Origin of the sequence: Clostridium beijerinckii, from assembly GCF_018223745.1 — a bacterium.
GTDB classification, from domain to species: domain Bacteria; phylum Bacillota; class Clostridia; order Clostridiales; family Clostridiaceae; genus Clostridium; species Clostridium beijerinckii.
In genome coordinates, this window is the sequence record NZ_CP073653.1 from 3,885,993 (window position 1) to 3,912,404 (window position 26,412).

30 protein-coding genes and 1 pseudogene are annotated in these 26,412 nt (G+C 28.2%); 4 read left to right on the forward strand and 27 right to left on the reverse strand.

Annotation, left to right across the window (positions count from 1 at the left end):
* Positions 1-5: 5 nt before the first annotated feature.
* Complete coding sequence (locus KEC93_RS17525) at positions 6-554, reverse strand: DUF4865 family protein (protein ID WP_077869704.1); 549 nt, start codon at positions 552-554, stop codon at positions 6-8.
* A 188-nt stretch (positions 555-742) separates the two neighbouring features.
* On the opposite strand from KEC93_RS17525, the gene KEC93_RS17530 reads away from it, so the two are divergent.
* Positions 743-1,600: a LysR family transcriptional regulator gene (locus KEC93_RS17530; protein WP_077869703.1), complete on the forward strand. Its 858-nt coding sequence runs from the start codon at positions 743-745 to the stop codon at positions 1,598-1,600.
* 302 nt (positions 1,601-1,902) lie between these two features.
* Here KEC93_RS17530 and KEC93_RS17535 read toward each other — a convergent pair whose 3' ends face one another.
* From KEC93_RS17535 to KEC93_RS17610, 16 genes are all read right to left on the reverse strand, one after another.
* Positions 1,903-2,652, reverse strand: a complete 750-nt coding sequence (locus KEC93_RS17535) for a MerR family transcriptional regulator (protein WP_077869702.1) — start codon at positions 2,650-2,652, stop codon at positions 1,903-1,905.
* A gap of 220 nt (positions 2,653-2,872) precedes the next feature.
* The gene (locus KEC93_RS17540) at positions 2,873-3,340 is read right to left on the reverse strand and encodes a flavodoxin (protein ID WP_077869701.1); all 468 of its coding nucleotides are present in this window, start codon (positions 3,338-3,340) and stop codon (positions 2,873-2,875) included.
* Positions 3,341-3,498: 158 nt separating this feature from the next.
* Entirely contained in the window at positions 3,499-4,056 is a 558-nt protein-coding gene (locus KEC93_RS17545) for a DUF1697 domain-containing protein (protein WP_077869700.1), read from the reverse strand.
* Between the two features lie 195 nt (positions 4,057-4,251).
* Positions 4,252-5,520 carry a ferredoxin reductase family protein gene (locus KEC93_RS17550; protein WP_077869699.1) on the reverse strand — a complete coding sequence of 423 codons (1,269 nt, stop codon included), beginning with the start codon at positions 5,518-5,520 and terminating at the stop codon, positions 4,252-4,254.
* Between the two features lie 29 nt (positions 5,521-5,549).
* A complete protein-coding gene (locus KEC93_RS17555) occupies positions 5,550-6,122 on the reverse strand; it encodes a CDP-alcohol phosphatidyltransferase family protein (protein ID WP_077869698.1) in 573 nt (190 codons plus the stop codon).
* A 263-nt stretch (positions 6,123-6,385) separates the two neighbouring features.
* The gene (locus KEC93_RS17560) at positions 6,386-7,165 is read right to left on the reverse strand and encodes a polysaccharide deacetylase family protein (RefSeq protein WP_077869305.1); all 780 of its coding nucleotides are present in this window, start codon (positions 7,163-7,165) and stop codon (positions 6,386-6,388) included.
* Between the two features lie 329 nt (positions 7,166-7,494).
* Positions 7,495-8,457, reverse strand: a complete 963-nt coding sequence (locus KEC93_RS17565) for a ketopantoate reductase family protein (RefSeq protein WP_077869304.1) — start codon at positions 8,455-8,457, stop codon at positions 7,495-7,497.
* Between the two features lie 227 nt (positions 8,458-8,684).
* Entirely contained in the window at positions 8,685-9,041 is a 357-nt protein-coding gene (locus KEC93_RS17570; RefSeq protein ID WP_077869303.1) for an MmcQ/YjbR family DNA-binding protein, read from the reverse strand.
* Positions 9,042-9,065: 24 nt separating this feature from the next.
* A complete protein-coding gene (locus KEC93_RS17575) occupies positions 9,066-9,410 on the reverse strand; it encodes a DUF6483 family protein (protein ID WP_077869302.1) in 345 nt (114 codons plus the stop codon).
* Positions 9,411-9,725: 315 nt separating this feature from the next.
* Positions 9,726-10,181, reverse strand: a complete 456-nt coding sequence (locus tag KEC93_RS17580) for a DUF6773 family protein (RefSeq protein WP_077854852.1) — start codon at positions 10,179-10,181, stop codon at positions 9,726-9,728.
* Entirely contained in the window at positions 10,174-10,380 is a 207-nt protein-coding gene (locus KEC93_RS17585; RefSeq protein ID WP_012059653.1) for a helix-turn-helix transcriptional regulator, read from the reverse strand. Before KEC93_RS17585 ends, KEC93_RS17580 begins: the two co-directional genes overlap by 8 nt.
* Positions 10,381-10,784: 404 nt before the next feature.
* Entirely contained in the window at positions 10,785-11,234 is a 450-nt protein-coding gene (locus KEC93_RS17590; RefSeq protein WP_012059654.1) for a MarR family winged helix-turn-helix transcriptional regulator, read from the reverse strand.
* A gap of 24 nt (positions 11,235-11,258) precedes the next feature.
* Positions 11,259-11,888 (reverse strand): class I SAM-dependent methyltransferase, encoded by a 630-nt coding sequence (locus tag KEC93_RS17595; protein WP_111944673.1) that lies wholly within the window; start codon positions 11,886-11,888, stop codon positions 11,259-11,261.
* A 458-nt stretch (positions 11,889-12,346) separates the two neighbouring features.
* Positions 12,347-12,799, reverse strand: coding sequence for a peptide deformylase (gene def / locus KEC93_RS17600; RefSeq protein ID WP_023974495.1), 453 nt, complete (start codon positions 12,797-12,799; stop codon positions 12,347-12,349).
* Positions 12,800-13,036: a helix-turn-helix transcriptional regulator gene (locus KEC93_RS17605; RefSeq protein ID WP_012059657.1), complete on the reverse strand. Its 237-nt coding sequence runs from the start codon at positions 13,034-13,036 to the stop codon at positions 12,800-12,802.
* A 157-nt stretch (positions 13,037-13,193) separates the two neighbouring features.
* Complete coding sequence (locus tag KEC93_RS17610; protein WP_077829838.1) at positions 13,194-13,745, reverse strand: flavodoxin family protein; 552 nt, start codon at positions 13,743-13,745, stop codon at positions 13,194-13,196.
* A gap of 148 nt (positions 13,746-13,893) precedes the next feature.
* Here KEC93_RS17610 and KEC93_RS17615 point away from each other — a divergent pair, with 148 nt between their 5' ends.
* Positions 13,894-14,214, forward strand: coding sequence for a winged helix-turn-helix transcriptional regulator (locus KEC93_RS17615; protein ID WP_077854849.1), 321 nt, complete (start codon positions 13,894-13,896; stop codon positions 14,212-14,214).
* A gap of 244 nt (positions 14,215-14,458) precedes the next feature.
* On the opposite strand, the gene KEC93_RS17620 is transcribed toward KEC93_RS17615, so the two are convergent.
* Positions 14,459-15,280, reverse strand: a complete 822-nt coding sequence (locus KEC93_RS17620) for a methyl-accepting chemotaxis protein (RefSeq protein WP_077869300.1) — start codon at positions 15,278-15,280, stop codon at positions 14,459-14,461.
* A gap of 286 nt (positions 15,281-15,566) precedes the next feature.
* On the opposite strand from KEC93_RS17620, the gene KEC93_RS17625 reads away from it, so the two are divergent.
* Positions 15,567-15,884 carry a hypothetical protein gene (locus KEC93_RS17625; RefSeq protein WP_039769103.1) on the forward strand — a complete coding sequence of 106 codons (318 nt, stop codon included), beginning with the start codon at positions 15,567-15,569 and terminating at the stop codon, positions 15,882-15,884.
* Positions 15,885-16,296: 412 nt separating this feature from the next.
* Here the strand turns inward: KEC93_RS17625 and KEC93_RS17630 are convergent.
* From KEC93_RS17630 to KEC93_RS17670, 9 genes and pseudogenes are all read right to left on the reverse strand, one after another.
* A pseudogene (locus KEC93_RS17630) lies at positions 16,297-16,503 on the reverse strand (flavin reductase family protein); the annotation flags it as partial.
* Positions 16,504-17,007, reverse strand: coding sequence for an HTH domain-containing protein (locus tag KEC93_RS17635; RefSeq protein WP_023974500.1), 504 nt, complete (start codon positions 17,005-17,007; stop codon positions 16,504-16,506).
* Positions 17,008-17,366: 359 nt separating this feature from the next.
* Positions 17,367-18,167, reverse strand: a complete 801-nt coding sequence (locus KEC93_RS17640) for an SDR family oxidoreductase (protein WP_077869299.1) — start codon at positions 18,165-18,167, stop codon at positions 17,367-17,369.
* Positions 18,168-18,230: 63 nt separating this feature from the next.
* Positions 18,231-18,830 carry a Crp/Fnr family transcriptional regulator gene (locus KEC93_RS17645; RefSeq protein WP_077869298.1) on the reverse strand — a complete coding sequence of 200 codons (600 nt, stop codon included), beginning with the start codon at positions 18,828-18,830 and terminating at the stop codon, positions 18,231-18,233.
* Positions 18,831-18,906: 76 nt separating this feature from the next.
* Positions 18,907-19,701, reverse strand: coding sequence for a multinuclear nonheme iron-dependent oxidase (locus tag KEC93_RS17650; RefSeq protein ID WP_077869297.1), 795 nt, complete (start codon positions 19,699-19,701; stop codon positions 18,907-18,909).
* Between the two features lie 297 nt (positions 19,702-19,998).
* Positions 19,999-21,258, reverse strand: coding sequence for an MFS transporter (locus KEC93_RS17655; RefSeq protein WP_077869296.1), 1,260 nt, complete (start codon positions 21,256-21,258; stop codon positions 19,999-20,001).
* Between the two features lie 135 nt (positions 21,259-21,393).
* The gene (locus tag KEC93_RS17660) at positions 21,394-22,611 is read right to left on the reverse strand and encodes a MerR family transcriptional regulator (protein WP_077869295.1); all 1,218 of its coding nucleotides are present in this window, start codon (positions 22,609-22,611) and stop codon (positions 21,394-21,396) included.
* 226 nt (positions 22,612-22,837) lie between these two features.
* A complete protein-coding gene (locus KEC93_RS17665; protein ID WP_077869294.1) occupies positions 22,838-23,749 on the reverse strand; it encodes a PhzF family isomerase in 912 nt (303 codons plus the stop codon).
* Positions 23,750-23,921: 172 nt separating this feature from the next.
* On the reverse strand, positions 23,922-24,644 hold the full coding sequence (locus tag KEC93_RS17670; protein WP_077869293.1) for an MBL fold metallo-hydrolase: 723 nt from the start codon (positions 24,642-24,644) through the stop codon (positions 23,922-23,924).
* A gap of 406 nt (positions 24,645-25,050) precedes the next feature.
* Between KEC93_RS17670 and KEC93_RS17675 the strand changes: the two genes are divergently transcribed.
* Positions 25,051-26,364, forward strand: a complete 1,314-nt coding sequence (locus KEC93_RS17675) for an FAD-binding oxidoreductase (RefSeq protein WP_039769090.1) — start codon at positions 25,051-25,053, stop codon at positions 26,362-26,364.
* The last annotated feature ends 48 nt before the right edge of the window (positions 26,365-26,412 follow it).

A 26,412-nucleotide genomic window follows, 5' to 3' on the forward strand; every position in this document is an offset into this window, starting at 1 on the left:
TGCATTTATATTTTTTCTTGTGATATGTGAAGTATATCATAAGTTGTTCCTTCTAATAATCTTATCTTGCTTAAATCATCTATGAAGAAAAACATATGATATTTCCATTTATCAGGATTATAAATAACTATGAATTCACTTTCTTTAATACTTGGAATATTTTTTTCTATTTCATCTTTAAAATTATTAAGGCTTCCCTGAGGTTTTATTTCTCTTTCTATCTCAAATACATATTTACTATCTTTGATTTTATATGTTGTTGTATCAATTAATGGTATTCCTACATTTACTTTCTGCCATCCAAAAGAAGTTATTATATTGTCATAAAAGCCCTTAAACAAAAATTTATTTAATCCATTACTATCTTTCCAAACATATAAAGGACAGTAGCTATTTTGCAAATTCTCATTTTTTCCTTTTTCTGTTGTTAGATATAATTTAAACTTTAAATCTTCAAATCCATCTGTTTTATATCCGTTGTTTTTTACTCTATCCTTTATTATGCTCATATTATAATCGCTAGGTAATATAATCTTATATTGAGTTGCTATCATTTCTTTTTATCCTCCCTTTTAATTTTATTTTTAATTCTTAAATAAAATTATTGCTCAGCTCGTGCCTTTCCTTTTACACTTACAGTTTAACTCCCATTATAAAAATTGTATAATACTTATAAATAATCTTTAATATCACTAATAGTGATGGCACATGTAAATTAATTTTAACGAAAGGTTTCTATACTATGGAAATTAATGATCTAAGAATATTTCAGATAGTTGCTTATGAAAAATCTATATCAAAAGCTGCTTTAAGACTTGGTTATGCTCAATCAAATATAACTGCACGAATTAAATTACTGGAGAATAAATTAAACACTACTTTATTTATAAGAAACAATAAAGGAACTGTAATTACACCTAATGGAGAAAAATTGCTTAAGTATGCAGATAAAATTCTTGAATTAATTGATGAAGTTAATAGCGAGTTCCTTACTCCTAAAATTTCTTCTACTATTAAAATAGGTGCTACTCAGACTATTTCTGCATCTGTTTTACCTAAATTATTTTATTTATTCCATGAGAAAAATCCCGAAGTATCTTTAACCTTAAAAACAGAAACTCAGAAAAATCTTCTAGATATGATTTTAAAGAATGAATTAGATGGGGCTTTTATATCTGATGAAATTACATCCTCAAAAATAAAAAAAGTTATTACCTTTAAAGAAAAGCTTGCATTAGTATCTTCTATAAGCATTGATTCTATTAGTGATTTACAAACTCCTATAATAGTAAATTCAGATGCTGATTGCCCTTATCGTAAGCTCTTACGAAAATGGCTGAGTTATAACAACTCTAAGGCTACTGCCATTATTGAATTTGATTCACTAGAATCTATCCTTAGGGGCATAGATGAAGGTCTTGGCATATCACTTTTACCAAAAAGTATTTTGCCTAAAAATCATAATTTTTTCATTTATGATTTAAAAGATGAATTTACTGAATTAGAAATTAAGTTTGTAATCAATAAGAATTTAAAAATCAATCCTTTACTTAAAAGTTTTATTAGTGTAACAAATAATCATCTTTTAAATTCTCAGTAATTAATTTTTAACAGTATGGCTTATAGGTCGAATTATTTTTTATACCATTAGATTTATGGCTAATTATACAATTGAAATAAAAACACTATGAAGGTATAGCCTTCAAACCCTCATTATTTAAGCATATTCTGAAGAATATATATGGTAATATTCTTCAGAATAGATATTGTTAAGAATAAATATTCTGAACAATATTTATGGTAAACCATATTAGAATACAATGGTTTTATAAAATTCTATTCTAAATAAGCTCACCTACTATAAAATATTTGTGCTAATTTAAATATACTACCTATAAGTATTTACTGATTTAAAGAAGCATACATTTCTGCTGCTGTATAAAGGTAGTAAGAAAGTCCCGTTAATTGATTTTCAAGCATGCTCCTATGAAAATCATCATCTAAAAAGAACTTTGTTTGAGATACAAATGATTTTGCATCCACCCTATGACCATGATCATTTAAAAATTGAATATGATTTTTTAATGTCTCCTGTACACTTGTATCATTAGCCTTTACACCATTTTTTAGAGCATCTTTTATATAGTTCATAAACTGCTGTGCTTCCATAGCTGCCTCATTCATATTATTAACTTGAGCTTCATCTACCTCAGGCATATCATATCCATACTTACCTTTAAGGTAGTTTTTCTGATTTGAAAGTGCATACTTCCATTCCTCTTTGTTGAATCCCTTAAACATTGCTGACTTATCCATAATTTCTCCTCTCTTACCAAGGACAATTGATTCATTTATAGTCTTTAGCAAACGATCAGTCCTCTGCTTGCGCGCAATTAGCAGTTCCTGTTGTTTAACTAAACACTCTAACCGATTCGGCTCATCCTCAAGTGCTTTTTTAATATCACTAAGAGAAAAATCAAGCTCACGATAAAATAATATTTGCTGAAGTCGCTCAAGCTCTTTTTCACCATAAAGGCGGTAGCCGGCTTCATTTACCTCATGTGGAAATAGTAATCTTATTTTATGATAATGATGTAGTGCTTTTACAGTGACTCCTGTAAATTTTGCAACTTCTTTAACCGTGTATAGCATAATTCTTCACCTCGTTTATAATAATAAGACCTCCTGTAAGGTGAGGGTCAAGATTATTTCTAAGCTTTTATTTATTAATATATAATTTTCAATGCTACAAATAATTTGTGATACATTTTACTAATGAAATATTATTCAATTATTAATAGGATTCTTTTGATTTATTGCATCAACACTATATCTGACGCAGATATGTAAATAACTATAAGTTCTTTTTATTCTATAAACCAATTTGCTCAATCCAGTTTTTAACCTGCTGTTCACTAAAATTACTCATAGCTTCAAAACCAGGAAGGACTGTTGATTTCTGGCATTCTTTTGCAATATTAATTTGAATTTGCCCAAAACCTCCCCCACCATGAGTGCAAAAAGGAATAACAGTCTTTCCCTGCAAATCCACGTTTCTTAAAAAGCTTAGTATTGGTGGGGCAAATGATTTAAACCAATTGGGAGTACCTAAAAAAATGTAATCGTAAGACTTAACTGGTTCTTCTCCAGACAATAATTTGGGACAATATCCATTTTCAATTTCATTCCTTACTTCCTTTGCTGCTGTATTATAATTGAAAGCGTAGGACTTTTCAGGAACTAACTCCCTGATATCTCCTCCCGTTTGTTTTGCTATTTCTTCTGCTAACATTCTTGTTGTATTTGAAAAAGAATAAAATACTACTAATATTTTGCTCATTTTTACCTCCGTAAAGCCTCTAAGCCTTTATATTTCCCTCAATATTTTTACATAATTCAAGAAGATTTTGCAACTTATCTTTATACTTTATCTATCATATACATATTACTATTTTATGTGTTTCAGCATTGCATTTTATTTCATAGCAAATTACATTATTACTCCATATTTTTTGCTAATGCAGAAAGTTTACTTAATGTTTTCCAATTGCGCACAGTTGTTGGTACATTCAATTTATTAAGATTATTAGCAAGTTTTGAATTTCGAATACTATGATGGAATAATAGATATACTTCTCTTCCTATAATTTGGTACTTATCACTTTCGCTTCCATAAACATCTATGCACTCAATCTTTTCTCTTAAGGGATTATGTTTCAATAACGCAACATATAAACACTCTACTTTGGATAATGTCTCTGCTTTTGTTATTTCGTCGTTGGAGAATGGACAATTTAAGATAATCTGTTCTAATTCTGTAGAAGTCCTCAAAATGACTTTTGTAGAAATCCCAAAGACCGCCTCAATCCCATTTTCAATTTTATTGCACAGAATATCTTCTGTTTCATCTGATTTGAATAAAACATTTCCACTTTGAATATAGGTTTTTACTTCACAAAGTCCGATTGATTCAAATACTTGTTTCAAATCTGCCATCTTAATTATATTTTTTCCACCTACGTTAATTCCTCTTAACAATGCTATATATACAGTCATATCTGAGTCCTCCTTAATATGAAAAATAATTTACTATTTGGGACTAATTATAACATAGCTTGTACGTATTATATTACTCAGTTTTAAAGTAACATTATTCTGTTAACTCCCAAGTTAAATCTCCATATTATACAATTAAAAATGTCACACTTTTACCTCTGAGTAGTGTGACATTTCAATAAATCTATATCTTATCTATTTAAATTGAAAATGCTCATAATTAAAATTTATAATATTAAAATTGCTATCTTTAAACTGCTTTTTTAAATTTTCTCTCATTGGGGCTGGACCGCAAAAGTAAACATCAACACTATCTTTTATATTCACCAATTTAGATATTTCATTTACTGATAAAAATCCCTTTTCTTTTGAATTAAATAAGTGCACTCTTAAATTATTACTGTTTAATAGCTGCAATTCTTCTTTATATGCTCCTTCAGCTTCATTATTGTATGCATAAAAAAGATCTACCGAGAATTCTTCCCCTACACCTGATTGAGCAAAGCTCCTAAAAGGTGTTATTCCAATTCCTCCTGCAATCCATATTTGATTCTTGACACCAGTTTTATAATTAAATTTACCATGAGGTCCTGAGACAACAAATTCATCTCCAATCTTAAGTGTATTTAACAACTCCTTTGTATGATCTCCTAATGCTTTAATAGTGAATTGTAATTCTCCGCTCTTAGGTGCTTCACTTATTGTAAATGGATGTGAAACAAATCCATTTTCATTATTTAAAATCTTCAAAAAAGCGAATTGCCCAGGTTTGAATTTTATTTCTTTTCCATTAGAATCACCTGTAATCTCAAAGGTTCCATTAGCTACTATATCTAGTTTTTTCACCTTATATTTATACTTAAATGAAATTTTTTCATAAAGGAATACACTATAAATTGCAGATATTATACCTATGATGTTTATAAGATTTAGCCATATACAAAAAGGTTCCAATGAAAATACAGCGTAAGTTGCACTTCCATAATAGTGATAAATTCCAAATGCATAAGGAATAATCATAAATTTATGAATTGTTTTCCACTTCTCATAATTTAATTTTTTAGCCACAAGAGCGATTAATATAAGTATTATAAATATATACATACTAAAAGTCCCATACATAGCATAAGGATCTTTAGGAATTTTTATTCCATTTGCCCTTTCAATTTTTTTCCCCATACTTATTGTTATATTATGAATAACAGCCAAAGCTAACGCACAAATACTTAAATACTTATGGTAAATATATGATTTATCTAGTCCATCAAATAAGCCATCTAAAATTTTGTGTCTAGTTGAAATGAAATTAATAAATGCAAATACTACCAATGCAAATGCAGCTATTAACTGAGAATATCCACTCATTGTAGATATTTCTCTTATAGGCTCAACAAATAGCCATAATCCCCATGTTATTATCATACTAATAAATATAACTAATTTTCCTGATATACTTCTCCTCATCCTCATCATCCTTTCATAACTCTATATATTTATACAAGTTCCTTTCTGATAAAGCAAAGTTTTATTCTTGAATAAGAAGAATAAACTCCAATTATAAATGTTATATATATAATATAATCTATTGTAATTATTGCATTATGAGCCCCAATATATCCATATATACATACAATGCCCGGAATTACTAGAAATGTAGCCGAAACTAATCTACCCGCTCTATCGAAAATAAATGACTTGTCCGACTTTTTAATATTTTTGATATGCTTTGATGTTATTATAAATTCAGTGAATTTCAAGCATACGAATCCAAAATACCATATGGGCAAAATTTTTATGCTTATTAACGCTATATATGAAATCATAATATAAAACAAATCTGCAAATACATCTAGTTTTGCTCCTATTATCGAAGTTGAATTAGTTTTTCTTGCAATTTTGCCATCTAATAAATCTGAAATACATATTGATAAAAATAAAACGCTCAAATTCACATTTCTTTCCTTCGCATATATAAATTGCTCAATTATGTTTTGAACAAATGATACTGATAGTATTATTCTTGCTATTGTAATTAAATTAGGTACATGTCTGACTATAATCTTCAAAGAACCCCTCCCCATTTTTCATTGTTTTAATAAATCATTTTAAAATAATTAAACAAAACCATCTAATTTTCTCCTATATATTACAATTTTACAACAAAAACACCTATATTTCTATAGGTGTTCTTAGAATTTACATTCTAGGCTTAATTTATATAATTTTTCTTATTTAGTATTTACTATTTTCTAGATTTTTCATGCTTAATCTTCATGAATAACATGCTGCCTCTATTTTTAAATGTTATATTGTTTAGGCAAATATATTTTTATTTAAATAATTTTCCTCTCATATGAAAATATAATTCTGGAGTATCTTCTGTAATAACTTTAAATTCATATCCCTTAGATTTATAATATTTTATTATTTGTGGAAGAGCCTTGCATGTGTTCTTATGCATATCTGTACAATGCAAAAGTAATATTATGCTTTCGCGATTTTCACTTCCTTTGATTGCTTTTCTATATAAAGTATCTGGTGAGAGTTTTGAATTTAATCCATCCGTATTATCTAAATCCCAATCATATATTTTAAATCCCTCATCATGTAATCTTTTTAAATATTTTTTGTTCAATCTTTTGTTACTTCCGCATGGAAATCTAATTATATTAGGTGAAATTCCAATAGCCTTATTTATCTCATCTCGACATTTAATCATTTCTTTTATAAATGCGTCTTCACTGCTATAAATTTTCCTTATTTTGTGGGTATATGTATGAAGTCCTATTCCGTTTCCTTCATCATAAATTCTTTTTACCACATCTTCTTTTCCTTCAATTTGATTTCCGATTAGAAAAAAAGTTGCATTTACTTTATTTTCCTTTAATACGTCTAAAACATCATTTGTTACTTTGCTACTAGGTCCATCATCAAAAGTTAAATAAATTGTTTTTTTCTTATGCTCACTTATTTTTTCATTTAAATTAACATTTTCATTGAATACTAAATCACATAAATCAGAATTAATATTTATATTGTCTATAAATATAGTTAGAATAAAAAATATACTTGCCAAAAAAAATAAGATATGTTTTGATTTAATTCTCAATTTGTTTTCCTCCTTTGTAACTTGCCTCATAAATCTAAAGCTTATTTCACTTTATTATTAGCTTCTTGAATCTTTTTATTTATAGCAATTTTATACATCTGTTAATTATTATATAAAATTACTCAAAATAAAAATTTTTCTGCTTATAATAAGCTATAAATCAAAGCTATAGTAGATTTTCGTTACGCTGGAGAATTAATTTTCAAATGACTTAATTCATTCTTTATAAAATTGTAGGGACTTTAAAAGAGAAAGCATTAAGCCATATAAGACAAGAAATTTAATAATTTTGATACACTTCTCTATATTGAATTGCTTGGGCGCAAAATTTAACAATTTATCTTCTTTTCTAGTAAATTGTATTTTCTTGAAAACAGCGGCGCATCCATTTGATTATTTTTACCGCAGTCATATACATTCTTGCATACATATAATAAATCATTTATATTATTATGAAGTGTCATAATTCTACGAGTCAGCTGATTATTTTTAAACATTCTTTTCATAACTATTCCTGCTAATTTTGAAGGCATTTTATAAGCAAATAATTCATTATTATAATTTTTTAGATTTACATTTCTAGATGCAATTATTTTTACAGTTTCCCTTATAGTTACTATTGTTTCTGATAAAATTTTAGAGGAATCCATCAACTTTTCTGCTGCCTCAGTCGTATTTTTTATATCACCATATTCTCCAGCGTTTGTTATAACTGCTGCATTTATCGCCATGTGAATCCAAATCCATTCGAGCATATCAAAAGGTATTTCAGCTTTAATATGGCAATTAGATAACAATTCCAATAACTTCTCATAATTTTTAATATTTGTTTTTTCTTTGCTTTCAAGCATAATATGATCAAATATACAGCAATTTAGTTCATGGCCACTTATATTCCCACCTGCTACTGGATAACCAAGTATATACTCCCATCCTTTAAATAAATTTTCAATATAACTTTTATCTTCCCATATTCCGTTGAAAATTATCAAAGTACCATTAATGTCATTCTCTTTTAATGTTCTTATTACTCCTTCAATTTTTCCAGCTGGAACACTTACTAATATAAAATCATAAGAACTGTTTTTATTTGCGATATGGATCTTATAATTATCATTTTTTTCTTCGCCTTTATTGTTAAATCTTCCATCTAATAACTTAACATTTATATTTTCAGGTACAAATGCTTTTTTGCTGTCTCTTATTAAATGCTCTACCTCGTGCCCCTCTTTTTGAAAAACATATCCATAAGTTGTCCCAATCACACCAAGACCGATTATTAAAACTTTCATTTTCACACCTCTAAATCTCCATTTATCTTCCAGTTAATTGTAACATATTTTGTAAATGCTATCCTGTTGTGTTTTGAAAAAATATTATTTCAATTCCATAAAGCCTTATAGTATTACATATTCAACGTTCAATAAATCTATAATTTACCGTACAAAAAAAATCGCAAATTCAATTTTCTTGAATAATGCGATTTTAGAATCATTGCATTACTTTTGATAACTAATTTCTATTTTGTCAAATCATAACTTAAGCTAATTAAATTATATATTTCCTCCTTGGAAAATAGGCTGTCCAAATCAATTGTAATCCAGTGCTTTTTATTCATATGATATGCAGGAAAAATTCCATCTTGACTTTTTAACAAACTATTTAGAGCAGTGTCACACTTTAAGTTTAATATCTCAGTATTTCCTTTTCCACTTAGACCTAATTTAATTCTTGGTATATTCATAATTAACCCATACCATTTGCCATTCACTTCATGTCTAAGTACAGCATACTCTGGATATTTAGGCCATGGATAGTCAGGATTGGTATTAAATTTTTCCTTTACATAAGCAAGAAGCTCTTCCCTTTCTACCATAAAAATTCCTCCTAAAACACCTACTTATTTAACTTTAAATTTTTCTATATCTTTTAATCCCTGATAAACTTCTTCTCTTGGGAAATTACTTTTCCTCAAGAATTCATCACTCTTTTTAAGGAGCGAATTATAAAAGTCAATTGCAATTTCATAAACTTCTTGTGAATTATTTTTTTCTAGTTCATCAAAGATTAAATCTTCTGCTTTATTATACTCACCATCATGAACAACTTTGTTAAGAATTATTTTAAATATATCTATAGAACTCATTTGCTCTATATCAATTTTCTCATTATTTTCTTCTTTTTTATTACAAATAATCTTTCCAATGGATTTCCCAAGCTCCTTAATAAGTTTTTCAATATCCATATATCTTACCTTCATTCTTGTCTAATACTATAGATGTCCAAATTATTAATTAGACTTATTATGTGGACATATTTCCATACTTACCCTATATAAATGGTTAACTTAGCTAGAAATCATAAATATATTTGTGGATAAAACATTTAAAAATGAGTTGCTAAGATTCTTAGTTATAGATTGTTCCACTTTAGCTTGTCATACTGAAAGTTTGATCATGCTAAAATGGTGAAATCTACAGCTTAGAATCTTCATCGATATTTGAAATTAAGCTGCGCTAATTCGTAATCTAACTTCTACATTGGGTATCTATAGTATCACTTAAATATCCTTATATTTATTTTCTATTTTCTTTTTTGTATTCTTTGATACCTGTCCTAGTAATGTTAAAACAATAAATCCAAGAATGAAAATTCCACCAAAGAATCCACCAATTATAGTAGGGGTCATCACTTTGATTCCTGCCCTTGTATAAATTATAATTGCAAACAATAACGTAGCTACAACTGAGCATATAATACTATAAATTAAATTACTTTTTACAGAAGGTTCATTGTTATTGTAGCTCCATAGACCACTTTTCAAGCAACTCAAAATCATCGAAATGCCCCCACATGCAAGTATGACTGTTTCACCAAGTACTTGCTGAAAAGCAGCTTTCATAAATAACATTTGTATTACAATCACTATTACTGATACACTAAACATAATGTGAAACGCCATATGCTCACATTTATAGAATTCCTGCTGTTGGCGTTCATCAATTTTTTTATTCATTATCATCATCCTCCCAAAAAATATCATTTAATGTTTTTCCAAGTGCCTTGCAAATGGCGATACATAATTGCAATGATGGATTAAATTTCCCAGCTTCTATCATTCCTATTGTTTGCCTTGTTACGCCTACTATATCTGCTAACTGTTCTTGAGATAAGTCCATCGAGGCTCTTGCTGATTTCATTTTAAGATTTTTCACCTGCATTCCTCCTTATATTATTGTTGTAACATATACAAATCACAATGTCAAATATATATTGCATTATAGTTAGTATATAATACAACAACTCACTAGCAAACTCAATATTAGTGAATTAAAAGAATATTACGTTTCTACAATTTGTTATTCAATTTTGTTGGTTAGTAACTTATGAACGCTCTGGTGAATGGTTCAACATAAAAGTGGTTATTATAAATTATTAGGCTGTATAATATTACCGCATATAATCTAAAAACCACTTACAGATGTGAACTTTATCTCAAATAAGAAAATATTCTTTAAATCATACTCTTTTTTATAATATTGTTTTTAGGCTATAATTGTGACATGGTAAATGGATTCACAAAAAGTAAATAACCATTTGACCTCGAAAATTAACTTCATTATCTACTAGAAATATTATAAACAATCTTTCTCATAATATTTAATAAATTTTCTCTTTCTTCATAAGTATCTAAAGAAATCATTACTTTTCCATAAATTTCTTCTTCAAATTTTATATGCTCCTCTTGTGCTTTTTTCCCTTCTTCCGTAAGCTCTAATTTATAAGATCTTCTATCTCTTTTACTAATAGATCTCATTATAAGATTGCGCTTTTCTAATCTATCGATCATATTAGTCAATGTACTTTTAGGAATATTCAATATTTCTAAAATATCTCTAATAATAACTTCTTCTTTCTCGGAAATAATTCTAATTATGGATATTTCATTATCACTAAGTCCTTTTATTCTAGTATATTTAGCTTCAATATCTTTATAGCTTGATTCAAATAACATACGATGCCATAATATATTAAATTCATCTATTTGCTTTTTACATTCTTTATCCATATTGTCACTCCAATCTATTAACGATTATTTTCTTACCTTAGCACTAATTGCAAAACTCTTATAATTAATCTTTTTAAAATCAAATGGCTCAAATCCGCATTTTACTAAAAGTGCCTTAATTTCTTTTTCAGAATATATTTTATAGTCACCATTATTAGATGTTTTGCAATATAAATTTATAAATTGTCTACAAATTACTGGTGCCGTTGGATCCCCTATAATTAATAAACCACTATTCTTTAATACTCTTTTCATCTCTAATAATACTTTTTCTGGGCTTGGATAATGATGAAAGGATGCATTACATACAATTACATCAAAAGAATTATCTTCCCAAGGAATATACTCTGAATCACCAACTTTCAATTCAGCTTTGTCTCCAAGATTTTTCTTAGCTATTTTAATCATATTTTCTGAGATATCTACTCCATATAAACCGAACTTATAGTTGACGCTAAGTTTTATTAATACATTACCTGTCCCACAGCCAACATCTAATATTTTTTTAGGATTTGCGCTTATTACCCTACTAACAATCTCCTCATACATTGGGGCTACAAACTTTCCATCACTGCTTTCATCGTAAGCTTGAGCTGTCCTATTAAAATTTATTTTCGAATTTTCCTTAAATATGTTTTTATTATTACCTTCCACATAAATCACTCCCATAATAATAGTTCTATTTCAGTATAGTTCCATATACGAACTATAATTAGATACTACTACTATCAAAAGTAAAATACAACCATTTTTAATATATTTTCCTGTAAATGCAAAATATATTAATTTATATCGTGATAACATTTCATGTTCCACAATTTAGAATTACAGCCAAATTCTTAATTTTTTTTTATAATTATGATAAAAATATTATTCTTTTTAACATATATAAATACAAGGATATTATTAATTCTTTAGTTAAATTTCATCACTTTTGCTTCATATTACTAAATCAATGATTTTCCTTATATTTAGACATCAAAAAATCACTAGACATTGCCTAATGATTTTTTGATTATATAAATATTGTATTAAATTATTAATTAACATTTTCATTTTTATTTAACAATGCATGATATATTAAATAATACAGTAACAAAAAGTTTAATATACTATTTTAAATATTCAGTAACAAAATCGGTAAAAAGAATACCTTCTAAATGGTCAATTTCATGACAAAAACATTTTGCTAAATCTCCTGTACCCGTTAGTATTATTTCTTTACCATTTTCATCTAATGCTTGAACTGTAACTTTTTCTGGTCTTAATAATCTTCCAAATACATGTGGATTGCTTAAACATCCTTCTATAACTTCTTGGCTTCCTTCTTGTTTGATAATCTTTGGATTGACTAATTTTATTAATCCTTGTCCCATATCTATTACAACCAGTCTTTTTAGTATGCCTATCTGCGGTGCCGCTAGTCCCCCACCATTTTCTGTATTATACATGGTTTCCGCCATATCATCTAGAATTTGTCTGATCTTTTCGTCTACCACTTCAACTTCCCTACTTTTCATTCTTAAAACTTCATCACCAAATAATCTAATTTTCCTTAATGCCATTTAAACTACACCTCTACTTAATTGTGCTCTTGATTTTCTTTCACTTTGTTCAAAAAGAAACACTTCCTCTATTGCACAATGAAATATTTGAGAAATATCATAAGCTAGCCATATAGATGGCTCATATTTTTCTGTTTCAATAGAGTTTATTGCTTGTCTTGATACTCCTACAAGAGCTCCCAATTGTTCCTGCGTTAATCCAACAGCTTCACGAAATTCTTTTAGTTTATTTTTCATTAAGAACCACTCCTGTCATGTTTACCTTACATAAAAGTATATTCCACTTTGAATTTAATGTCAAGTTAACATTACACTATGTGTGTCTTTAAGTTCCAAATTTTCAAATTCAGTATTATTCGTTATACTGTCCAAGTGATATTGCATTATAAATTTATTAAGCTAAATTTTCTCCATCCTTAAATGCTCTTAAAGATAACTCATCAAATACTGCTAAATCAGGATTATGGCTAGTTCCGCAGTAATGAATGCTATCCTCTAACTTCCAACCTAACTCTTCTAACATATTATTGGCAAATTTAACGCCTTCCGCACCTATCTTAGGATCAGGATTCCCTTGAGTAAATATTGTTATTAACTTTTTACCTGGATATTTTGCCTTATAATCATTTCCAATCATTGGGAATGTACGATCAAACCAAACTTTTGATTGTCCTGTAATTGTATAATAATATATTGGAGACCCAAAAACGATAGCATCTGCTTCCTTAATAGCTTCATACATTGGTTGTAAATAATCCTTAACAGCACATCCGTCATGGGTACGGCAATACATACATCCTTGACATCCACGAATTCCAGAATCATTTAAATCAAATTCAATAACTTCAGCACCTTTAGACTTAGCTCCTTTTGCAACTTGTTCTAATAATTTTGCAGTATATCCATTCTTTCTTGGACTGCCTTTAAAAATAACTACCTTTGACATATCTTATCTCTCCTTTTAAATATAAAATTCTCTTAAGCCAATCAATTATCTATTGACTGACTTTATTATATTAAGTAACATATAAATCAACAAGTACGCAAAAAATGTTTAGCTACTAATATTTATATAAGTAATGGAGGTTGCTTTCATGGAAAACTGTTCTATTGAATATGCTTTAAAAATTATAAATGGAAAATGGAAATTATTAATCATTTGGGTTATATCTCAAAATGGAATTGTTCGCTTTAATGAACTACAGCGAAAAGTTGATGGCATATCCAGTCTTATGCTCTCAAAAAACTTAAAAGAACTTGAAGAAGACTCTCTTGTTATTCGTCACCAATACAATGAGATTCCACCAAGAGTAGAATATGAATTATCAGAACTTAGTCAAAAGCTCATAGTTGCTTTACAACATCTTGGCGAATGGGGAGAAGAAGTTTATAAACATAAAGAAACATCTTTGTAATGAATAATCAAAAGTTTTCTTCAACCACGAATAATATACTTATACTACTTCATAGCTATATGCCCTTTTATATTTAGGCAGAAAAAAATCGCATATTCATATTTTATTGAACAATGCGATCTTCTGCTTATTTTATACTATTATCCTATTAAATTTTCCTGATAAATTTTATGAAGGTTGTTAAATAATCTAATAAGATAATTGCTAAAATTATATGTATCTGAAGTAAATGCTATAATCATCTTTACCATACTACCTTTGACATATCCACTAGTTCCTTGGAGTTTGAGGTAATCTCTTCTAAAGTAGCCGTTATCTCTTCAGTAGCTGCTGCTTGTGATTCTGCTATCATGTTTGTATTGCTAATCTCCTTAATAACTTCATCAATAGAATTTCTCATTTCAAGAAGCAATTGTGATACTTTCTTTGACGATTCACTGCTCATCTGTGAAAGTTTTCTCATTTCACCTGCAACAACTGAAAAACCTCTTCCTGCCTCGCCTGCTCTTGCAGCTTCAATAGCTGCATTTAAAGCTAGAAGATTAGATTGAGAAGAAACACTGGCAATAAGATTTAATATCGTATCCGTTTCTTTTATTTTTTCTTCTGTTTTTTGTGTTGCATCTACAATATTATTCATTGAAGATGAAAGTCTTTGAGAATCAACAGCCACTTCCTCAATGCTTGAGCTTGTCTGTTGCAGTGAACTAAAAATATTCTCTGCTACTTCTTCTACTTTAAGCTGCTTATTTAAGCTTTTACCTATTCCAACCCCACCAATAATATTTCCACTTGAATCCTTAATTGGATAGGAAATTCCCTTAAATGATATTCCAAACAATTCTTTTGGCACTATCACACTCAGTACCTTACCTTCTTTTATACTTTTATATAAAGGTTCCTCAGGACTCAATTCTTGTCCCACTTTGATAGGTAAGTTAATGGAATCACCATCACGATAATATATAAATTTCTTAGTATCTGCTACAGCAACTGCTATATCGTCTTGTAATATTTCCTTTAATTCAGGAATAACCTCTAAAAATGCCTCAAGTCTATTTTCCATATATACACCCTCCAGTAAATTCAATCTATGATAGGTATATATTCGATAATTCTTTCTATATTCCTTGTTTTTTTGCGTTTATTTTAGAAATATATTATTTTATTTTTTAGCGTTATTTATTTTAAATCAATAATTCTTTTAAAAAAGGCCCTTTAATTATCACATACATAAATACCTCGACAAGTGGTATTTTTTGTTTAATCTATATGTTGAATATTTCAACCCTAAATACGCATAATACAAATGATATATTATATAAAATTTAACATTAAAGGTGGTTAAACTAATGAAAAAATTTATTCCTATATTCTTAATTTTTTTCTTCATATCTACTTGCTTTAATATTAAAGGTGTATCTGCCGCCCCTAAAACATTTAAACAAGGCATTTACACTTGGAGCGATTCAGGCTTACCAGCCAATTCATCTCTTACTATAAAACTTGGCGAATCTACTAGTAAAGCTATAGTTATGGTTATTGATTCAGACCAAACTATGGAAGCTCTATTAAGATTAAATGCTCGAGTTACCCACCAGGTTTTACCTCCACTTACATACACTTCTTCAATTATAATCTTTACTGATGGTAATGTAATATTTTCATAAAAGTTAATTTAAAACTGACTTTCCCATACGGTATTATTTCTAGAATCTCATTTATAGGTAATTGTGTGTTTACATGAGGAATATGGTCTAAGATAATGCTTTTGATTAAGTTTTACATATTGGGGAATATAAATTTATCTTCACATTTGCCATTATTCTGACATAATAAACAACTATAATAAAATCATAAACTTAATAAAAACTTTTTTTCATATATATTTCCCAAAATATATAAAACAAAGAGTAATATTCATATTCCCCATATGTTTATTACTCTTTTTTGCATTTCAAATAACTATTAAATTCATACATACTTCTTACATAGCATACATACAAAAATGCTATACTTTGATTACTTTCATATTGGCTATTTTTTATTTCATGTTACTTTAAAATTTCACATAAATATTGATTACCTATTACCTCCACATGATTTAAATATTGATCCAACTCTATTATTTAAATCAAAATAACCAGTATCCATTAATATTGTTGGTTTAACTTTTAGGGCATTTGGTCTCCCATTTTCCAAACAATCTTCCTTTGCATATGTTGCCACAATCTCACCAAGAAACATTGTAAAATCAAATATGGGAATGGTTTGTATCACCTTACACAACTAATTTGCTGATTTCTTGCCATTAATCAAAAAATGTAAAAACAAGCTTGCTACCGCTAACTTATATTTATTTTCATATGTAATAGAATTAGTATCATTCATAAAATTCTTAACATCTTCTAAGCTGATACCTGCATACATAGCTAAAGTATCGTATCTAATTCCAACGTCAATTATCAATACATCTATTATTCCTTTGACTCTGTCATCTTCATTTATACTACGTATCCCTTCAGATAGAATATAAATCTTATTTGATAATAATGAAGGCTCGGGACACTTTGGATTCCACACAAATTCTTTATTGTTTTTAATAGAGTCCATTGCATTAGCATAAAACTCATGCAAATTTCTTTTTCCATCCATATAATCTTTTAGCCAGTTATAATCCACATTTATCATTCTACTCAAAACTTCAAGTTCAATTTTATAATCTTCAATCAATTTTTTTATACTTTCTCTTGTTTTATCAATCTGATTAGAATTTCCATTTATTAATTCCATATCTTCTCACCTAATTCTGTAATATATTTTAATATTTTTTTAAATACATATTTATAAAAATTGGTTATTTAACACTCTAAATTAATGCTAATCAATTTTACAATAATGTCCTTCAATTCTCTTATAAGGTATTAATATATCTGCAGTCTGAACTCTATTTAGAAAATCTTTTAAACTCTCTATAACATATCCCTGAATTATTGAGAGTATAATTCAAATTCAATGTTTTCTGTAATATATTTTTCTTGTCGCAAGGTTCAGTAATTTTTACTCTATAGAGCTTTACTTGTTTTAAAAATGTCATTATTGATTTATCCCCTTCCATATTCTGCTACTATAAATTATAATTATTCATTAATCTAGCGCTTTTTCATAAAGTATTCTCTTACAAAGTCAGGAAAGTGTATAGCTATATTATATGCAAGCGGAACAGCAACCTTATAACGAGGTTTAAGTCTCCTTTTCGAAATTATATTAACAATAGTTTTCGCTGCTTCTTTAAGATTAGTTAAATTTTGATCATTTCGATATTTAGCATCTGCTTCATAAAAAGTTGAATAATAAGAATCTTGATTAGTCATAAGATTATTTGAATTATTAGCCATAGTTTTAAAAAAATTTGTTTTTATTGGTCCAGGTTCTATTACAGTTGCTTGAATATTATTGTTGTGCAATTCTAAACGCAATGCATCACTTATTGCCTCAACTGCATATTTAGATGCACAATATGCACCATTAATAGGTTGAACAAATTTCCCCGAAATTGAACCGATATTTATAATTTTGCCAAATTGTTTCTTACGCATTTCCGGAACAACTACCTGAATCATATTAATTATCCCAAATACATTCACGTCAAACATGCTTTTTGCACTTCTTACATCGATTTCTTCTAAAGCACCTCTAGTTGAGTATCCTGCATTATTTACAAGGATATCAATTTTCTTAAATCGTGCTATCACTTCCTCCATCGCAACTGAAATAGATTCTTTTTGGGTAACATCTAGTGATAGCTTTAATGATACAGGTAAATCTTTTAAAGTTTCTACATTTCTAGCTGTTGCCACAACTATATATCCTCTCTCAGATAATATGCTGCAAAGTTCTCGTCCTATCCCCGTTGAGCATCCTGTAATTAAAACAACTGTCTCATTTTTCATATAAATTACCCCCATTAATAAAATTTATATACATCATAAATCACATGGAGGTTAGCTGCATTATCATTTGTTAATATTTAAATCTTTTCTTAATCTACTAAGTGACACAGGGGTCATTCCTAAATAAGAAGCAATATTATATTGTTTAATACGCTTTTCTAATCCTGGATATGCATTGAGGAACTGCTTATAACGTTCAATGCTATCTAATACTTTAAAACTAATTGCATGCTCTTCTTTCATAATAAGAACATTATCAATCATCTTTTTGTAAAACAAAAGTAGCTCATAGTTTTCCTCAACTATTTTTTCAAAATCAGAAATTTGAGCTACAATAATTTCGCTATCTTCTAATGCTTGTATATAATACATAGATTCCTTTTGAGATAGATGTGCTACATATGAGAATAGTACCCCACCCTCTTTGTAAAAATATTTTGTTGTATCTTTGCCTGCTTTATCAGTATAATAAGAACGAAAAACTCCCTTAACAACGACTCCTATTTCAGTAGACTTCTCACCTTCCTGTAAAAAGAACATATCTTTTTTTAATAGCTTTGGCTTAAAAATCTTCTTTAATAAAGTTATGTTTTTTTCACTAAGGAAAATCCCATTATTTTTCAAAATATCTATCCATAAATCATCGTATACATTTTTACTCATTTAAAGCCTCGTTCCTTTGGTTTGAAATAATTATTCTTACACCTCTTATACTTTTATTCTTATTTATTAATTTTACTTATCTCGTACTGCATATATCATATATTCGATTTAATTGTTTTTCTAATGAATAAATGATTTTGTTATAATCCTCTGTTTCTACTTCATTAAATTCCAATGTAACTATTTTCGGATTTGTACGATCAAGAACCCACTCTAACAATTCGTAGTCCTCTTCTTCCATGGCCTGATGTGTATCCATTGGAAAACCATTTTCATCATGACCTGAACCATTTGTATGAATTTCTACAACATGATCAAGTGGTAACCTTCCAATATACTCATAAACATCCCATCCTCGATATTTTGCTGTAATCCTTGCATGGGTTATATCAAGCAAGAAAGATACATCATTTTCAACAACTAGATTATAAATCTGTTCTGGCATTACATAAGGATAAAGGTCAAATACTTTACGGTCATGTGGTGTATCAGGAGAATTTTCAAGTAATAATGGAACTGATAAACTCTTTTTAAAGAACTGAATTTGATTAGACATGCGTTTATATATGTCATCTTCTGTCATACCTGTTAACATATCCTTAGATCTTATAGCAAGATGAAGACCATAATGTGGTGAATTACATTTCCTTATGATACTATTCGCAGAATTAAAATCAATCCTCTCTATATCATTCATTCCTGTGTTTTCATAATAGCCTAAACCATGTACTAAAATTGGTCGCATTGAACGCATAGTTTTGAAGTCTTCTTTAAAATTTCCATATCCAAATGATTTAATATAGTCTACTCTTATCAAGTTCTCCTCTATAAGAAATTTTAGTGCTTTTGACCAGTTACACCCAATATACATTTTAGAATTTCCTCTCTACATAATTAATTTATTTATTTGAATACACTAATACTATAATTAACTAATCAGCCATTTTATGTAACTTAATTATAGCATATTTTATAAAATTCTATTATTCAATTTCTAAAGGATATCTTTATAGAATCCTTTAGAAAATTTGCATCTTTGTATTCTTGTTTGAATAACTCAGTCGTAATCTTTAAATATAATAATATAGTTATCGTTCTTGCTGCTAATCTCCATTTATCCTCATCATAATCTCGGATAAATTTAATATCATTTTCTTATCACATAAAATTAGTCATTTCTAACATATAGCATAGTAAAAATCCAAAGCCCTACACCGCTTATTATAGGCAAAATATATGCTGGTATAAGATTTATTAAACTACCTGCTATAATTAGTGCAATAGGTAAAGTTATTTTTGCTATGCTGATTCCTATACTAAGTACTCTCCCCCTAATGGCATTCGGAATAGTTTGTTGCAATTCATAAAATATAGCTATATCAATTACTGATATGGATATGCCTGCTAATAACATTATTGAGCAAAAATATATTACATAGAGGTTATTATTATCATAGATTTTATACTGAATTATAACAGAAAAGCCTATTGCTATCATGCAAATTGATAATATATTAGTCATTACTTTTACGATTTTCTGATGTGAGAATTTATTCAGAGCTTTTCTTATTGTAAGCGCTCCAACAATCATTCCTATTGAGAAAAAAGCTTGTATTATCCCAAACAAATTAGAACTCAATTTTAAAATATTATTTACTATATAGGGCATTGGTACATTTATTGAAAGACCGATAAAGAAATTTAAAGCAATAAATATTCCAAGCATATTCACTATGTCTTTTTTACTTCTTAAATAAGTTACTCCATAAGTTATATCAGTAAAAATATTAAATTTTTCTCCATCTTTTTCTTCATTGCTGTGATTAAATAGAAAATCCATAAATAACTGAAGAAATGCGGACATCCCAAAAGAAAAACTATTGATTATTATGAAAAGCCTTATATCTAATAAAGCGAAAATCATCCCACCAATCATTGGCCCAAGTATGGAAGATGAAGATTCAATTATTTTACTAATAGAATTTATCTGAAGTAGCTTTTTTTCTGATACTAGATTTGGTTTTGCAGTTTCAATACTTATCCCATATATATTAGAAAATACATTCAATATAAAGGTACTTAAATAAATCATAGATAAACTCAAAGGATGTTCAATGGTTAGGATGTATAGAACAAGCAATAGCATACCATTTAAAGCATCTGTAATTACTGTGAGTAGTTTCTTATTAATTTTATCAGCAAGCACTCCAGCAAATGGATTTACAAGAACAGTAGATAATGCTCCTATTACTAAAGTCATAGCAAAATTTAGACCTGAACCAGTAATTTTTAATACATACAAGCTAATAGCAAAATTATATATAGATGTTCCAAATACAGATATAAAGTTTGCAATTGAAAATAAACCTATATTTAATAACTCTTTATTCCTCGAAAATTTTTTTAGTGATAGAACTTTTATTAACATTGTTAATCTCACTTTCCCTTAATGATAATTTACTTTTTTAAAATTTAATTTAATTTTAAATAGTGGTCTTATCACCATATCAATAGGTTAATTAACAAAATTTTATGATAAAATAAATAAAAGATAGGGTTAACCCTACCTTTTACCAAAGATTAAATATGAATATACTTTTTCTCCATCTCTAAAATAGCTCTCATATTTTCCACCTTTTTCTATATAGTTTGATACATTTTCCTCAAAAATATTATAGTCAAGTTTTGAAATCTGTTCTTTAACATTGTTTAAAATAAAATTTTTCCGATATTTATCTTCAATTAAACAGTTTGATGCAAAATTTTTAAATAAAATATACGTCCCTATTATATTTGAACTATCCTTTACATATCTATCAGCTAGCTCCAATAAAAACTCTTCATGATCAAAGCTGTAATTGCTTGTACCTGAAATGTCTAAAAGCATATCAATAGATTTATCTTTTATAGGGATTTGCTCAAAATCAGAACAAATAAATAATATCTTTTTCTTACAATTTATACTCTCTAATATATTTTTTAAAAATAAATGCTTATTTATATCATTATCAACAGCAATGTATATTGAATCATCAGGTAGATTTTTATAAACATTTCTTAGAAAAAATCCAATTCCTGAACCTAATTCAAGCAAAACTTTGTTTTGCAAATTTTCAAAATCAATCTTTTTATAAATCCAATCCATTCCACGATAGACATTATCAAGATAGGTTGTATCAGTAGAATTTATATAATCTGTGATGTAATTAAAGTCAAACTTAAAATCAGAATCTATTTTTATATTAGAAACTCTCAATACTCCATCTTTAATTATGTATTCCTCTCCACAAGAGCAAATCAATTTCCCATTTATAACTTGGTTATTTGCTATATTTCCTTCACGAAGCTTTAAATCCTTTTTACATTTAAAACATCTCAAAAGATCAAGAGCCTTTAAATCTATACCTATAACGGATTTATCTTTAATTTCTACATTTGAAAGCAACTCTAGTTTTGTTTTAAGCTTTTGCTTCATTAAATTAAGTTCTCTTATTTTGTTTCCTATCTCTTTATCTTTGTTTACGAAAAATGATTTAAAACATTCATTCTCCTCATACTTTGTAAGTTTTGCCAATCTTTTAAACATGAAAATTGATTTAATTTCACTTAATGAAAATCCCATTCCTTTAAGTAATAGTATATCTTCCAAATCACTTTGGCATCTATCATCAAAGTTATATTGCCCTCCATGTTTTTCAGGTATTATCAAAGTCATATTTATATAATGACGCACAGTATCAATAGTTAAATTGTTAGCTTTAACGAACTTACCAATTTTCATATAATTCCTCCATCTATAATGAACTTCGATAACAGCTCTTTCAATAGCTCCACATAATATCCAATTAATTAAATTCTTTTAAAATTATCATTGCCTACTTTGAATTGATCATTTAGCTATGTTCTCAGCTTGCAGATTCTTTGTTAGACTGCTTATATAATTTATTAATAATATTTTTGTATAAATGACTCTGCCATAAAATTTGATTATTATAGAATAAACTTTTTTAATCATTTAATAATAATTCTGATTTAAATATTATAACGGCGTTTCCTGAAACTTTGGTCTCTATTGGTTCATTGTCTTCTATCTTTACTTCAACTTCGATTATACCAGGCCTATTTATAGCCTCTCCTTGCTTAGCTTTAAATCTAAATAAAGAATTATTATGCTTAACAAGATTGTAATGAACAAGATATGCACCTAATGGACCATTTGCATTACCGGTAACAGGATCTTCATTGATACCTATTGAAGGTGCAAACATTCTTCCATGTATTAAAATATCACTTTCTTTTGAATCAGTAGTAAAAATATAATATCCATTACATTTAATGATCTCGCTTAACTTAGAAAGTGCACTATAATCTGGCTGCAATGTATTTAAGGTTTCAATACTTTTAATACCTATCATAACTTTAGAATGACCTGTTGACACTATCTGAATTTTATAATCATCAAGTAAATCACTTTCTTTAATTTTAAGTGCTTTTAAAAGTTCTTCTTTATTTATACCATCAATAATTTCACCAAACTCAATTTTTCCCTGTGTCATAATAATTTTGTAATCATTATTTTCTTTTATTATATCAACAGGTAAAATTCCTGCTCCTGTCTTATGATAAATCCTTGAAGTTTCCAGTTCATTTTCGATAGCACGTACATAATGAGCTGCAATAGTGGCATGTCCACAAATAGGAACCTCGCTTATAGGTGTAAAAAAGCGTACTTGAACATCATACTCACTACTATTTGAAGAGAAAATAAATGCTGTCTCAGAATTGTTAAGCTCTCTAGCAATTTTCTGCATTTCATAATCAGTTAATCCATCTGCATTTGATATTACCCCTGCTGGATTTCCTGTAAATTTCTCCTTTGTAAATGAATCAACTTGATATAAATTATATTTTCTTGCCATGTTACCTCCAGATATACTTTAATTTATAGGCTAAAACCATTTCTTTAATCCATGGGAATTAATACCTATCCGTAATATAATTAATTATAGTTTTACTTTAATTCACTTACAAGTGCGCATTTTAAAAGTAAGATTTATGTTTGGATTGAAAAAATAATAAAAATTGCCTAACTTAAAAAACTCTTTTAAGAGCATCACTGATTTCATTCTCAAATATTCCACCATGATAGCATATAATTCTTTCAATATCATAATCCAAAAACTTTTTAACAGAATTTTGGGCTTCTTTCATATCTAGGGTATATTGAGGTACTGCAATAACAAGTTCTCCGTTTTCTACAACTAAGGCATCTCCTGTTATTAATGATTTACTTTCTTTATGATAAATGGATATATGTCCAGGCATGTGCCCAGGTGTAGCTAGGATTCCAATTCCTCCACAACAATCGAAATAATCCCTATCTTTTAACTTTATATCAACGTTACAACTTTCTATAGATTGAAGCATTTTATGAAAATGATCTGCTTCTACTTTCTCATTTTCTGATAATGAATCATATATATTTTCAGCTTGTTGTAATCTTAATGATTTTTTACTTCCATCAATATATGGAGCATCTTCTTCTGATGCTAATACTTTTACTTTAGGATATTTTCTTTTAAATTCTGCTAAAGCTCCCATATGGTCATAATCATGATGTGTAATAATTATTTTAGATAAATCCTTTACATTAATATTTTTAGCTAATGCAGCTTCTTCTATTAAGCTCAAAAAATTTGGATATCCACAGTCAATTAATATCATTTCATTCTCATCTTCCAATATAACTGGATGTATAGCATCACTTTGTCCTGAAAAATCGAAAGATATATCTAATACATTTATTTTACTCATTTTAAGTCCTCCTAGTAAAATTTCAATTATAGAAAATAATATCATGTTCAAAAACAATATAGTTAATTCTTAAATATTTCTGTATCATTTATGCACATATATATTGCAGTAATAAACTTACATCTAAAATTTTGGTAAACCAAATGCTCAATAAAAAAAATGTACAAATTCAATTTCAAAATATATTATCTTTTCAACTCAACCTATTATCAATTTTATATTTTATTTAGAATCTTAAGCTTATTCATTATCATATACAAATTCTTATATTCATAGAATTGTCATTAACTTTCTTCTTATACAAAATAATGATGATAACTGGTATTTTTTGAGTTTCTCCATATCACTTCTATGATACTCGCAACATAAAATAAAGAAAAATGTATTTTAACAAAGGAGAAAGAAAATGAGATTAAATGGATTAACAGGAAGGGTAATAACTCCCTCAGATAAAGAGTATCCAACTTTGAGACTTGAGTATAATCTATCTATTAATAAATTTCCATTAGCTATCGTTTATTGTTATACACCAACAGATGTATCCAACGCTATTAAATGGTGCAGAAAACATCATGTAGGACTTCGCATTCGTACAGGGAAGCATAATTATGAAGGCTATTCAACAGATAATGGCGTAATAGTAATAGATACGACTCCTATGGACAAGATTGAAGTTAATACTAAAAATGATACTGTAAAAATTCAAGCTGGGGCAAGACTTGGAAATATATACTCAATAACTGCCGAAAAAGGGTATGCCTTTAATGGCGGAACATGTCCTACAGTTGGAATTTCTGGCTTGGTATTAGGTGGAGGAATAGGTTTATCCTGTAGAAACTTTGGCTTAGTATCGGACAACCTTATAGAGCTGCAATTGGTTAATGCCAAAGGTGATCTAATAACTGCCAATAATCATATACACCGTGATTTATTCTGGGCCTGTCGAGGAGCAGGTGGTGGAAACTTTGGAGTTGTAACTAGCTATACTTTTAGACTTCATAAGGTAAATTATATTACTCTTATACAGCTTAGATGGAATAATATTTCCAGGGGAAAATTTATTAACCTATGGCAATGTTGGCTAAGAACTGCTGATAAAAGGATTAGCTGTTTTGCTGGTTTAAGTAAAAAAGGCATATATTTAAATGGATTCTTCTATGGACCTAAGTCTGAAGCTGAAAAGATTTTAAAAGAGTTTTTGCTGCTCCCAGGTTTACTAGATAACTCTTTAATAGAATATGTACCTTTTATAGATGCTGTTAAAGCCATTGGTTCTTTTTATGGGCCTCCTGATAGATTTAAAGCTACTGGAAGATTTGTTTATTGTCATCTAAGTAAAACAAATATCAGAAACTTAATTAAGTATATAGATTGTAGCCCTGGAGATGATTGTTTTATAAGACTTTATACTTTAGGCGGTAAGATAAAAGATTTCTCCAGTGATTATTCAGCTTATTACTATAGAGATGCCAGCTATATTATAGGAATAACAGCAGATTGGGAAGAATATGAAGATGGCAATATATTTAAAAACTGGGTATCACAAGTTTTTAAATATGTGGAAACCATAACTAATGGCTCTTATGTAAACTTCCCTTATGCTGGGCTTAAATATTATGGCTATGAATACTATGGTGAAAATTATGGAACCCTTAGAATAATAAAAAAGATTTATGACCATGACAATGTTTTCAGATTCCCACAATCAATAGAACCTTAACCCCCTAAAAAAAATAGTCTGCTGACTTTAATTCAGCAGATTATTTTC

Excerpts from the sequence above, each read along its gene's own strand:
- KEC93_RS17640 (WP_077869299.1), bottom strand. The coding sequence starts at position 18,167 with ATGAAAAATGAGACAGTTGTTTTAATTACAGGATGCTCAACGGGGATA.
- KEC93_RS17660 (WP_077869295.1), bottom strand. The coding sequence starts at position 22,611 with ATGAAAATTGGTAAGTTCGTTAAAGCTAACAATTTAACTATTGATACT.
- KEC93_RS17625 (WP_039769103.1), top strand. The coding sequence starts at position 15,567 with ATGAAAAAATTTATTCCTATATTCTTAATTTTTTTCTTCATATCTACT.
- KEC93_RS17670 (WP_077869293.1), bottom strand. The coding sequence starts at position 24,644 with ATGAGTAAAATAAATGTATTAGATATATCTTTCGATTTTTCAGGACAA.
- KEC93_RS17580 (WP_077854852.1), bottom strand. The coding sequence starts at position 10,181 with ATGAATAAAAAAATTGATGAACGCCAACAGCAGGAATTCTATAAATGT.
- KEC93_RS17610 (WP_077829838.1), bottom strand. The coding sequence starts at position 13,745 with ATGTCAAAGGTAGTTATTTTTAAAGGCAGTCCAAGAAAGAATGGATAT.
- KEC93_RS17535 (WP_077869702.1), bottom strand. The coding sequence starts at position 2,652 with ATGCTATACACGGTTAAAGAAGTTGCAAAATTTACAGGAGTCACTGTA.
- KEC93_RS17590 (WP_012059654.1), bottom strand. The coding sequence starts at position 11,234 with ATGGATAAAGAATGTAAAAAGCAAATAGATGAATTTAATATATTATGG.
- KEC93_RS17550 (WP_077869699.1), bottom strand. The coding sequence starts at position 5,520 with ATGAGGAGAAGTATATCAGGAAAATTAGTTATATTTATTAGTATGATA.
- KEC93_RS17570 (WP_077869303.1), bottom strand. The coding sequence starts at position 9,041 with ATGGTAGAAAGGGAAGAGCTTCTTGCTTATGTAAAGGAAAAATTTAAT.
- KEC93_RS17650 (WP_077869297.1), bottom strand. The coding sequence starts at position 19,701 with ATGTATATTGGGTGTAACTGGTCAAAAGCACTAAAATTTCTTATAGAG.
- KEC93_RS17565 (WP_077869304.1), bottom strand. The coding sequence starts at position 8,457 with ATGAAAGTTTTAATAATCGGTCTTGGTGTGATTGGGACAACTTATGGA.
- KEC93_RS17530 (WP_077869703.1), top strand. The coding sequence starts at position 743 with ATGGAAATTAATGATCTAAGAATATTTCAGATAGTTGCTTATGAAAAA.
- KEC93_RS17635 (WP_023974500.1), bottom strand. The coding sequence starts at position 17,007 with ATGGAATTAATAAATGGAAATTCTAATCAGATTGATAAAACAAGAGAA.
- KEC93_RS17615 (WP_077854849.1), top strand. The coding sequence starts at position 13,894 with ATGGAAAACTGTTCTATTGAATATGCTTTAAAAATTATAAATGGAAAA.
- KEC93_RS17540 (WP_077869701.1), bottom strand. The coding sequence starts at position 3,340 with ATGAGCAAAATATTAGTAGTATTTTATTCTTTTTCAAATACAACAAGA.
- KEC93_RS17545 (WP_077869700.1), bottom strand. The coding sequence starts at position 4,056 with ATGACTGTATATATAGCATTGTTAAGAGGAATTAACGTAGGTGGAAAA.
- KEC93_RS17605 (WP_012059657.1), bottom strand. The coding sequence starts at position 13,036 with ATGAAAAATAAACTAAAAGAATTTCGTGAAGCTGTTGGATTAACGCAG.
- KEC93_RS17655 (WP_077869296.1), bottom strand. The coding sequence starts at position 21,258 with ATGTTAATAAAAGTTCTATCACTAAAAAAATTTTCGAGGAATAAAGAG.
- KEC93_RS17675 (WP_039769090.1), top strand. The coding sequence starts at position 25,051 with ATGAGATTAAATGGATTAACAGGAAGGGTAATAACTCCCTCAGATAAA.
- KEC93_RS17525 (WP_077869704.1), bottom strand. The coding sequence starts at position 554 with ATGATAGCAACTCAATATAAGATTATATTACCTAGCGATTATAATATG.
- KEC93_RS17645 (WP_077869298.1), bottom strand. The coding sequence starts at position 18,830 with ATGAGTAAAAATGTATACGATGATTTATGGATAGATATTTTGAAAAAT.
- def (WP_023974495.1), bottom strand. The coding sequence starts at position 12,799 with ATGGCATTAAGGAAAATTAGATTATTTGGTGATGAAGTTTTAAGAATG.
- KEC93_RS17620 (WP_077869300.1), bottom strand. The coding sequence starts at position 15,280 with ATGGAAAATAGACTTGAGGCATTTTTAGAGGTTATTCCTGAATTAAAG.
- KEC93_RS17575 (WP_077869302.1), bottom strand. The coding sequence starts at position 9,410 with ATGGATATTGAAAAACTTATTAAGGAGCTTGGGAAATCCATTGGAAAG.
- KEC93_RS17665 (WP_077869294.1), bottom strand. The coding sequence starts at position 23,749 with ATGGCAAGAAAATATAATTTATATCAAGTTGATTCATTTACAAAGGAG.